At 38.3% G+C, this 10,709-nt stretch carries 6 protein-coding genes and 2 pseudogenes; 2 read left to right on the top strand and 6 right to left on the bottom strand.

Annotated elements, in window-relative coordinates:
• Positions 1-70: 70 nt before the first annotated feature.
• Positions 71-2,339, bottom strand: a pseudogene (gene rnr / locus BN338_RS02555) (ribonuclease R).
• 3 nt (positions 2,340-2,342) lie between these two features.
• Positions 2,343-4,907, bottom strand: coding sequence for a type I DNA topoisomerase (topA, locus tag BN338_RS02550; protein WP_039758711.1), 2,565 nt, complete (start codon positions 4,905-4,907; stop codon positions 2,343-2,345).
• A 266-nt stretch (positions 4,908-5,173) separates the two neighbouring features.
• Between topA and BN338_RS12970 the strand changes: the two genes are divergently transcribed.
• Positions 5,174-5,380 (top strand): hypothetical protein, encoded by a 207-nt coding sequence (locus BN338_RS12970; RefSeq protein ID WP_083868424.1) that lies wholly within the window; start codon positions 5,174-5,176, stop codon positions 5,378-5,380.
• On the opposite strand, the gene dprA is transcribed toward BN338_RS12970, so the two are convergent.
• From dprA to BN338_RS02530, 4 genes and pseudogenes are all read right to left on the bottom strand, one after another.
• Positions 5,310-6,542, bottom strand: coding sequence for a DNA-processing protein DprA (gene dprA, locus BN338_RS02545; RefSeq protein ID WP_039758709.1), 1,233 nt, complete (start codon positions 6,540-6,542; stop codon positions 5,310-5,312). The genes BN338_RS12970 and dprA overlap by 71 nt on opposite strands.
• A pseudogene (gene plsY / locus BN338_RS02540) lies at positions 6,499-7,132 on the bottom strand (glycerol-3-phosphate 1-O-acyltransferase PlsY). The gene dprA and the pseudogene plsY overlap by 44 nt, the downstream one beginning before the upstream one ends.
• An 11-nt stretch (positions 7,133-7,143) precedes the next feature.
• Positions 7,144-8,445, bottom strand: a complete 1,302-nt coding sequence (locus tag BN338_RS02535) for a dihydroorotase (RefSeq protein WP_039758706.1) — start codon at positions 8,443-8,445, stop codon at positions 7,144-7,146.
• Positions 8,442-9,407 (bottom strand): aspartate carbamoyltransferase catalytic subunit, encoded by a 966-nt coding sequence (locus BN338_RS02530; RefSeq protein ID WP_039758704.1) that lies wholly within the window; start codon positions 9,405-9,407, stop codon positions 8,442-8,444. Before BN338_RS02530 ends, BN338_RS02535 begins: the two co-directional genes overlap by 4 nt.
• Positions 9,408-9,532: 125 nt before the next feature.
• Between BN338_RS02530 and BN338_RS02525 the strand changes: the two genes are divergently transcribed.
• Positions 9,533-10,709 (top strand): acyl-CoA dehydrogenase family protein (locus BN338_RS02525; protein WP_039758703.1); only part of this gene is annotated, 1,177 nt, incomplete at its 3' end.

Here is a 10,709-nt window from a genome sequence, read left to right as displayed (position 1 = left end):
ATAGACAATTTCTTAGTTTAAAGTATTATTATATTATTTATTATTAAATATTAAAGAAAAAATAAAAAGTTTAATATTTTCTTCTTCCATAAAAACTAACGCTTTTGTTTTTTTAATTTGTTGTTATGGGAGGATAGTGATGAAAATTTGATTGGACGAGGCTCTGTCAAGAGCTCAAGGCTTAAAGCACCAGCAAAAGGTTGTACCATTATAAGTTTTACTTCTACAACATCACTGAGCTGATAGCCTTTATGGCTACGCTGTCCTACAAGAATATGTTGTGCTTCATCAAAATGATAATAATCATTTTTAAGTGTAGAAATATGAACAAAACCATCTGTATTGAGTTTATCAAGTGAGATAAAAAGACCTGCTTTTGTAACTCCGGAGATGCGACCTGTAAAAATACGGCCGATTTTATTTGTTAAATAGTGAGCAACAAGCCGATCAACTGTTTCTCTTTCAGCCAGCATCGCACGACGCTCGTATAAAGAAATTTGTGTAGCAATTTCTGTAAGGTTTTGTTCTTGTGTGTCCGTTAATTGATCATTTCCCAGTTTAAGAGCTTTAATGAGGGCTCGATGAATAATGAGATCAGCATAACGGCGAATTGGTGATGTAAAATGCGTATAGTTCTGCAAATTCAAACCAAAATGGCCACTATTTTTAGGGCTGTATTCTGCTTGTGATTGTGAACGCAAAATAACTTGATTGACCAGTTCTTGTTGTTCAGTATGAGCGACTTTTTCTAAAATTCTATTAAGACGCGCTGATGTTAATTCTGCTCTTTTTGAGAGCGATATTCCTAAACTTTGAAGGAAATTCCTCAATACTTCTTGTTTGGCAAGAGAGGGTTTTTCATGAACACGATAGATAAGAGGCTGATGATGTTTTTTTAATGTTTCAGAGGCTGCAATATTGGCTTGTATCATAAATTCTTCAATCAAACGATGGGCTTCTAAATGTTCTTCACTCACAACATCTTGGATGCATCCATTTTGATCAAGAATAATCTTTTTTTCTGCTATTTCTAATTCTAGTGGCTGTCGACGATCTCGCGCTGCTTCAAGGCATGCATAGGCTTCCCATAAGGGGTGCAAGATTTCAAGCAGGGGCACGCTTTTTTTATGGATATGCCCTTTTCTTGCCAATTGCACTTCTTGATAGGAGAGCTTAGCTCTTACGAGCATCATAATACGATGAAAACTATGTTTTAGTTTATTACCGTTTGCATCAAAAATCATACGAACGGCTAAAGCTGGCCTTTCTTTTCCTTCACGCAGAGAGCATAAATCATGAGAAAGACGTTCAGGCAGCATTGGCACAACAGTATCAGGAAAATAAACAGAATTCCCGCGTTTCAATGCTTCTTTATCTAAAGCACTTCCTGTTTTAATATAGTAAGAAACATCTGCAATGGCCACAATAATAATCCAACCACCATTATTTGTAGGATCCTTATCCTTGCTTGCATAAACTGCATCATCATGGTCTTTGGCATCTGGTGGATCAATCGTAATAAATGGTAATTGTCGCCAATCTTCACGATTATCCATATTGGCAGCTTTGATATGTTTGACTTGCTCAAGAACGCTTTCAGGAAAAATATAAGGAATTCCTTTTGAGAGAATGGCAATCATTGAGAGTGTTTTTTCACTCTTAATATGCCCTAAAACATTTTTTATTCGTGCACTTTTCAGTCCATAACCAATATTTTTTTTTATTTCAACTTCAACAAGATCACCCGTTTCAATCTTTATTTCTGGAGATATTTCAACCACGAGTTCATTGGTTTTACGATCTATAGGATCAAGGCACCATTGATTATTTTTCAACTTTCGTACAACACCAAATGTGCTCTTTGGGGATAGTTCAATTTTACGAATAATTCGCCCCGTATAAGGGGGATTTTGAGAATTTTTATTTCGAAAAACTTTTACAAGAACATGATCTCCAACACCAATGCTTTCTCCTTTTATGTGACGAAAAGAGTATATTTCAATATTGGGTTTTGGCGTTTCTTCCCATTCAAGAGGTTGTGCAATAAAACTGCCATCTTTATCACGATCATTAATTTTCACTAAAGCAACAGGAGGTAATTTTCCTTTGTTTATTGCCCTTTTGCGCTGTTTAGATATAAGGTTTTGATCTTTTAATGTACGTAATATATCTCTAAGCCAGATACGAGAATCGCCTTTTAAGTTAAAAAACTTGGCGATTTCTCGTTTACTTGATCGATCAGGGTTCTCGTTGATAAAGGAAAGAATTTCTTCCTTATTAGGCAATTTTCCTCCCTTGAATGAGGGGATATATTTTACGTTTTTTTCACCTTTAGCCAAAATTTATGTCTCTTTTGTTTTTGCTTTTATTTTGGAAGAAGCTCTTTTTGAAGTTGTCTTTTTACTCGATGCTTTAGCCGATATAAGTTCTAATGCTTCTGAAAGTGTTACACTAATGGGATCTTTCTCTTTTGGCAATGTTGCATTAATTTTACCCCAATTGACATAAGGACCATAACGGCCGTTACGCACAGTGACAGTCCCTCCTTCTGGATGCTCCCCTAATGTTGCTAATGCTGCAGATGTTGTTCTGCTTTGCTTGGTTTTATTTTCTTGTTGTTCTGCCAATACTGTAACAGCGCGATTGATACCAATATCAAAAACTTCATCTGCATGAAGAAGGCGCGCAGATTTTCCATTATGACTAAGGTAGGGACCATATCGTCCAATTGTCGCCGTGATCATTTTTCCTGTTTCAGGATGAATGCCAATTTCACGGGGAAGGGATAGTAAAGCCAAGGCCTTTTCAAGGGTTATATTTTCTGCCTGCCATTCTTTTGGTAATCCTGCACGCTTAACTTCTTTGCTTTCACCTCGTTGAATATAGGGACCAAAACGGCCATTGCGAAGAGAAATATCTTTTCCTGTTTCAGGATCAATTCCAAGCATAACAGGTTCGTCATTGCGCACTGATTCATTATCTTCTTCTATATTTGTACCGAGTTGGCGTGTGTATTTGCATTCAGGATAATTGGAACAGCCAACAAAAGCACCATAACGACCGAGTTTTAATGATAATTGACCATTTTTACAGAGAGGACAGGAACGCACATCACTTCCGTCTTCACGTTCAGGAAAGGCAAGAGGTGCTAATGTTACATTTAAAACATCAAGGACATTGGCGATACGGAGTTCTTGGATATTGCTAATAGAGGTATTAAATCCATCCCAAAAATCTCGTAATACATCTTTCCAAGAAAGTTTGCCATCCGATATAAGATCCAGCTTTTCTTCAAGATCTGCTGTAAAACCATATTCTACATAGCGATTAAAGAAGTTTTCAAGAAAGGCTGTAACAATACGGCCTTTAGCATCAGGAATAAGTTTGCGTTTATCAATGATAATATATCCACGATCACACAATGTCGCTAATGTGGAGGCATAAGTTGAAGGACGACCAATTCCTAATTCTTCAAGCTTTTTAATTAATGAAGCTTCAGAATAACGAGAAGGGGGCTCTGTAGTATGTTGTATAGATTCAACTTTTTCTTTTGTAAGTGATTCACCCGTGTTTATTTGCGGTAAACGTGTTGTTTCATTATTTTCTTCGTCTTGTTGATCCGTATAGACGGAAATAAATCCGTCAAAACGAATAACAGATCCTGTTGCACGAAGATTTGCACGGTTATCTCCTTGCTGGGCTTCAATTTCAACGGTTGTACGTTCAATTTCAGCAGAACACATTTGGCTGGCAATAGCGCGCTTCCATATCAGTTCATAGAGCTTTGCCTGATCATTGTCGAGAAAATTACGGACTTGATTGGGAGTACGTTGAAAATCTGTTGGGCGGATTGCTTCATGCGCTTCCTGTGCATTTTTTGCCTTTGTTGAGTAAAAACGTGGTTTTTCAGGAACATAGTCTTTACCAAAAGATTCATGAATGACTTTTCTTGCAGCATCAATAGCTTCTGGCGCTATTTGTACACCATCGGTACGCATATAAGTAATAAGCCCTGCCATTTCACCATTAATTTCAATCCCTTCATAAAGCTTTTGGGCAATTTGCATCGTGCGAGAAGCTGAAAAACCTAATTTTGAAGAAGCCGCTTGTTGTAGTGTAGAAGTTGTAAACGGAGGAAAAGGATTTCTCTTTGTAGGTTTTGCTTCAACACTGAGTGTATGATATTGAGCCTTCTCAAGCATAAGGCGAATTTGATCTGCTTGTTCTTGAGATTGAATATCAAGTTTACCAATCTTTCTTTGATTAAACATTGTCAATCTGGCTTGGAAATGATCATTTCGAATGGTTTTTAACTGTGTTGTAATGGACCAATAATCTTCTTTGATAAAATGTTCTATTTCTGATTCACGGTCACAAATAATACGTAAAGCAACCGACTGAACGCGCCCAGCCGAGCGTGCACCAGGGAGTTTACGCCATAAAACAGGTGAAAGTGTAAAACCTACGAGGTAATCAAGAGCACGACGTGCAAGATAAGCATCAACAAGTGATGTATCAATATCACGTGGATTATCCATGGCATCAAGCACAGATTTTTTAGTGATGGCATTGAAGACAACTCTTTTAATAGGTTTATCTTTTAAAACTTTTTTTTGACGAAGAACATCGAGAATATGCCATGAAATAGCTTCCCCTTCGCGATCAGGGTCCGTTGCTAAGATAAGGCTATCAGCTTCTTTAACAGCTTTTGCTATTTCATTTAAACGTTTAGCAGCCGCAGAATCTATATCCCATTTCATCGAAAAATCTTGATCGGGTAAAACGGAACCATCTTTTGCAGGTAAATCACGAACATGTCCAAATGATGCGACAACTTTGTATTGAGATCCAAGATATTTATTAATTGTTTTTGCTTTTGCTGGAGATTCAACGATAACGATATTCATAATTTTACCCGAATATTGAAATAAAAAACTTTTTTATAAACGCCTTTCACGTGAATAGCTAATAGCAATTGCTTAAGAACATATAAAAAAAATATTAGCCATATAAAAAACATGAATATTGTACAACTTGTGATTGTTATTATTAAAACGCACCCTATATGAAATTACACGATTTATTTTCCACTGTTATTACTAAAACGTACGGCGCAATACTAAGATAACGTCTATTGAGAGGTAGGAGGGGAAATGCTCAAGGATAGAGGATTATGTTTATAAATCATTTGAAAGTTATCCAATATATTACAGACATGTCAAAGCAAATGAATCAGATGGCGCGTCAAGCGCATAGTCCGCTTTTAGCATTGCTTTTGGATATGGTTGCCAAAGAAGGACAAAGCATTATTAATAGTGCTGAGGCTCTTGGGGAAGATCAAGATTTGACAATGACACACAACCACCAGAGTGTCGAATAAGCTTTCCAGCAAGCTCTAGTTCTACCAATAAGAGGTAGAGAGTTGGGAGTGAAATACCTGAGTGGGTACTGAGTGTGTCTAAGTCGATTGGCGTTGTTGAAAGAGCAGAGAAAACTGCGGCACGTGCTGCATCATCATCTTTTGAAGAAGGGTGAGCGTTTTTTTCGTATGCTGAATTAAAATTTTCCTTTTCAAGTTGTAAAGAGGATGGTTCTTCAAAAAAATTGAGTTGGGAATTTGGAAGCGGTGAAATTAATGGCGTAAGTGTTTCTATGATATCAGAAGGATGTGTGGTGAGGAGAGCACCGTCCTTGATAAGGTTGTTTGTGCCAACAGATCTTGGATCAAGTGGAGAACCGGGAATAGCAAAAATCAACCGTCCCATTTCAGCTGCTTGACGTGCAGTAATTAAGGATCCTGAGCGCAGAGCTGCCTCTACAACCAAGAGACCAAGTGATAGAGCAGCAATAATACGGTTTCTTCTTGGAAAGTCGATAGCGCGTGGTTTCCAAGAGATGGGCATTTCGCTGATGATGGCTCCACCATTGGCGATAATATCTTCATGCAACTTTTTATTTTCAGGAGGATAGATATGATCAATTCCCCCTGCCATGACTGCAACAGTTCCTGTTTTTAAACTTGCTTGATGCGCAACGCTATCAATTCCACGAGCGAGTCCAGAAATTGTTACAAAGTCTGCTTCTCCAAGAAAATGCGCAAATTGAGCTGTAAGCTTTTTCCCAGCAGCTGAAGCATTTCGAGAGCCTATAATTCCGATAGAAGTTTTTTGAAAAATTAAAACATTACCTTTGACAGCAATAAGTGGCGGAGGGGCTTCTGTAACTTTAAGAAAAGCTGGATAATCTGGTTCTCCCATACCGATAAACCGAACACCTAATCTTTCAGCTTCTTGTATTTCTTTTTCTGCATCTTCTAAGCTTGCTATTTTAAGCGATGCAGAACCACCTCCTTTTCTACTAAGCTCTGGCAGCGCTGCTAGAGCATTTTCTGCAGTTTTATAATGATCAATGAGATTGCGAAAACTAACAGCTCCAATATTTTCACTGCGCAATAACCGTAACCAGCTTAGACGTTGACGATCCGTAAGCAGGATTCCCTTATTTATCTCTGTTTTGCGTACCAATCTTACTTTCTTTCCCAATGAGTAATCTACTGATATTTGCAGAATGTTTTATGAACACAAATAGGCTCATCGCGATCAGCATACAATAGAAATAAGAATCGGAAAAATAAAAAACAAATATCGGCGTGATCGTAACAGCAACAAGCGCAGATAATGAAGAATAACGCATGAGAAGAAAAATCGCACTCCATACAACAATAAAAATAATTGCTGCAGGCCAATAGACTCCTAAGCAAACCCCTAGATAGGTTGCAACACCTTTGCCACCTTTAAATTTAAGCCATACGGGGAAAAGGTGTCCTAAGAAAGTAAAAAAACCTGCTAGAGAAACAAAGATACTCTTGTCTAACGGATCATTAAAGAACTTTATAACGAAGACAACAATAGCTCCTTTCAACATATCACAAAGAAGTGTTAGAGCCGCAATTTTTTTTATTTCCTGTTCGTAAAACATTTGTTGCTCCAATATTGCCAGAACCGATTGTTCTTATATCGCCAAGTTTGGCCAATCTCGTAAAGAGAAGACCAAATGGGATCGAGCCAATGAGATAAGATAGGAGGAAAATAAACCACGGAGTGGACTGAAAAAATATTTCTGCTTCATTCATTAAGCATCTCATTAAGTTTGTTGATCAAGTTTAAAAACGGATTTCCCTTTCACAAAGGTCTGGAGCACGCGTCCTTGAAAACGTGCATTCTCAAAAGGGGTATTTTTTGAACGTGAATAGAAATTCTCTGTCGAAACAACCCATGGTTCTTCAAGATCAACGACAATAAGATCTGCATAAGCACCTCTCTTTAGTGTTCCTGCATTGAGTCCAAAGAGCTTTGCAGGCATCGTTGACAAAAGTTCAGTTATCCGCAGAAGAGATAGGCTTTCATCATGATAAAGACGTAAAGCCGCACTTAATAAGGTCTCCATACCAATAGCGCCAGCTGCTGCATCATTGAATGGTAAATGTTTTGTGTCGATACCCTGAGGATCATGAGAAGAGACAACGACATCTATAGTCCCATCTTTTATTGCTTCAATCAGTGCTATACGATCTTCTTCTGTACGCAATGGAGGCATAAGGCGGAAAGAAGTTTGATATTGGCCAATGTCATTTTCGTTGAGAGATAAATGATTAATCGATACACCGGCTGAAATTTTTTCACTGCGTTTCTTGCCTAAGCGGAGGGCATCAGCAGAGAGTGCTGTTGATATCTGGGCGGCATGATAGCGTGTCTGCGTTAATGCTGCTAAGCGCAAATCCCTTTCAAGTGGGATAACTTCTGCTTCACGGGGAATGCCAGGTAGACCAAGCCAACTGGCGAGTAGTCCTTCATTCATTACGCCTTGTTCTGTAAGATCTTTATCTTGCGTTTCGTGTATCAATGGGACATCAAAATCGCGTGCATAAGTCATTGCACGTCGCATAACAGATGAATTTTGAAGTGTTTTTTTTCCTTCACTAAAAGCAACGGCTCCTGCCTCCTTGAGCAAACCAAATTCGGTTATTTTGTCTCCGTTGAAACTTTGTGTGATTGCCGCAACAGGATAAATATTGACTGATGACATTTCCCTTGCTGTGCGCTTAATAAATTGAACGAGAGCAACATTATCAATAACTGGATGCGTGTCTGGCATCATAAGAAAGGAAGTAATACCACCTGCTGCGGCCGCTTGACTTGCCGATGCAATTGTTTCACGATTTTCATTTCCTGGTTCTCCAACAAAAACACGTGCATCAACAAGTCCAGGAAGAATTGCTTTGTTTTGTGCATTAATAACTTCTGCGCCTTCAGGGACTCCCTGATTCAGAGCTTCTTTTCCAGCAGCTATAATCTGTCCATTTTCAACAATAACTGTACCAATTTCATCGATTGCGCGTGAAGGATCAATAATACGAACCTTTTGAAAAACAATTGGTTTTATCATTTTTTTTCTCCATGGATCTTCAAGCGTGAATCTAATAAAGCCTCCATGACCGCCATACGCACTGCAATTCCCATTTCTACTTGGGTATGAATCATACTTTGTGGGCCATCGGCTATATCGGATGCAATCTCCACACCACGGTTTATGGGACCAGGATGCAAAATAATGCAATTGTTTTTGGTATAGGCTAAATTTTCTTTATGCAAACCAAAATAATGAAAATATTCACGCCTGGAGGGAATAAAAGATCCTGCCATCCGTTCATGCTGTAAGCGTAACATCATGATAACATCAGCATCTTTAAGACCTTCTTTCATGGTGTTAAAAACTTCAACACTCATATGATTAATTTCGGTGGGTAAAAGTGTTGAGGGGGCAACCGCACGAACACGAGCACCCAAAGCATTAAGACTAAGGATATTAGAACGTGCAACACGTGAGTGCAAAATATCTCCGCAAATGGCAACCGTTAATCCTTCAATACGACCTTTTGCTCTTTTAATTGTGAGAGCATCTAATAAGGCTTGGGTTGGATGTTCATGAGCACCATCACCTGCATTAATGACACAACAATCAACGTTTCGCGCTAATAAAGCTGCTGCTCCCGCACTGCTATGGCGAAAAACCAGTATATCTGGCTTCATCGCATTGAGTGTTGCGGCTGTATCAAGTAATGTTTCCCCTTTTTGTACAGATGAGTTGCCGATCGCGACACTCATCACATCTGCTCCCAACCTTTTACCGGCTAATTCAAAAGAAGATTGTGTTCGCGTAGAAGCTTCAAAAAAGAGATTAATTTGAGTCCGTCCACGCAAAATAGATTTTTTTTTATCAATTTTGTTAGAAAGAATAATGTTTGCTTCTGCACGATCAAGCAATGTATTAAGGTCTTGTACACTCAGATCTTTAATAGCTAAAAGATGTTCATGAGGGAAAAGTGGAAAAAAATTACCTTGAATCATAGCATTCTTCTTTATCTCTCTCTAAACAGGTTAAACAAGCATTTGTTTGAAGATGATAAATGTTTTTTAACTCTAAAAAGACAAATAGTCTATGATGTGAATGATTTGAATAGTGGAATATATCTATGAGTGCTGTCTCTACGCAAAATGCTCGTCGAAAAAATACATTTCTTAGCGATACGCTTATGTTTCGTATGGCCTCTACTTTGCCTAAGTTTTTATTAGCAAGCTTTGAAGAAATAGGGGATTTTGCTGCGAGTCAAGAAGCACGGAAGCTTTCTTGCTTAGCTAATCACTATAAGCCTTTATTGTGTTATAATGATGAATGGGGGCAACAGGCAGAAAAATTAGAAATACATTCTTCCTATCAAGACCTTCAACAGTATTCTAGACGTGCGGGGTTAGTTACCTCGCTTTGGGAAAATACAAGCTCAGAAAATGGGGTACGTTATCAAGCGCGTGCGATTCGTTTGGCTTTATCTGCTGGTTTAGAAACAGGACATTTGAACGAGGTTATTATAACGAGTGCAGCGATTGCTGTTTTAATTAGTGATAGTGAACTCTTTAAAAAATGGCAAAATGCTCTTTTGTCACGCCAATATGATTCTTCATCAAGGCCTATTCATCATAAAAAATCTGCTTCTCTGACGTGTGCTTTTGATGACATTGAACAATACGCTTTCAATTTTCCAAGTGTTAAGAAAATTTCTTTCGATGAAAATATGGAACGTGATCTGTATCGTTTAAATGTTGTAAAAACCAATGTTATTAATCCCACAGCTGATGGATATCTCGTTAGTGCAGATTTAAATGGTCATTTAAGTTGCTTTTTTGTTCCACGCATACAGGAAAATGGTGCATTAAATGGATTTATATCGATTCGTCATTTAATTCACCGTTCTGGAGAACTTTTAACACCAGAGGGGGTTGTTGATTTTCAAGGGTGTTATGGCTGGCTTCTGGGAAATGCTGGAGAAGGTCTGAAAGTTATTAAAGATATTGAGACGATGATGCGTTTTGATCAGTCTGTCATATCGGCAGGTGTTTTGCGAGCTGCCCTTCAATTTGGCATAGATTTTTTCCGGAAAAAAATGCCAAATCAGCCTTTGCCACCACTAACAGAACGTATTTTTGCAGATATTGCATTAGATATTGCTGCTTCACAAGCATTGGTTTTGCGTTTAGCGCGAGCATTTGACAATGCAGCAAATGACCGTTCTGAAGCTGCTTTTGCGCGTATTATGACACCTATTATTGCTTATCACGTCAGTCAATTGGTTGTACCTATTATTGGTGAAATTA

Source organism: Bartonella queenslandensis AUST/NH15 (assembly GCF_000312585.1).
Lineage (GTDB): Bacteria > Pseudomonadota > Alphaproteobacteria > Rhizobiales > Rhizobiaceae > Bartonella > Bartonella queenslandensis_A.
Note: the sequence above shows the minus strand (reverse complement) of the source record. Positions and strands in the feature narration are given on the sequence as shown.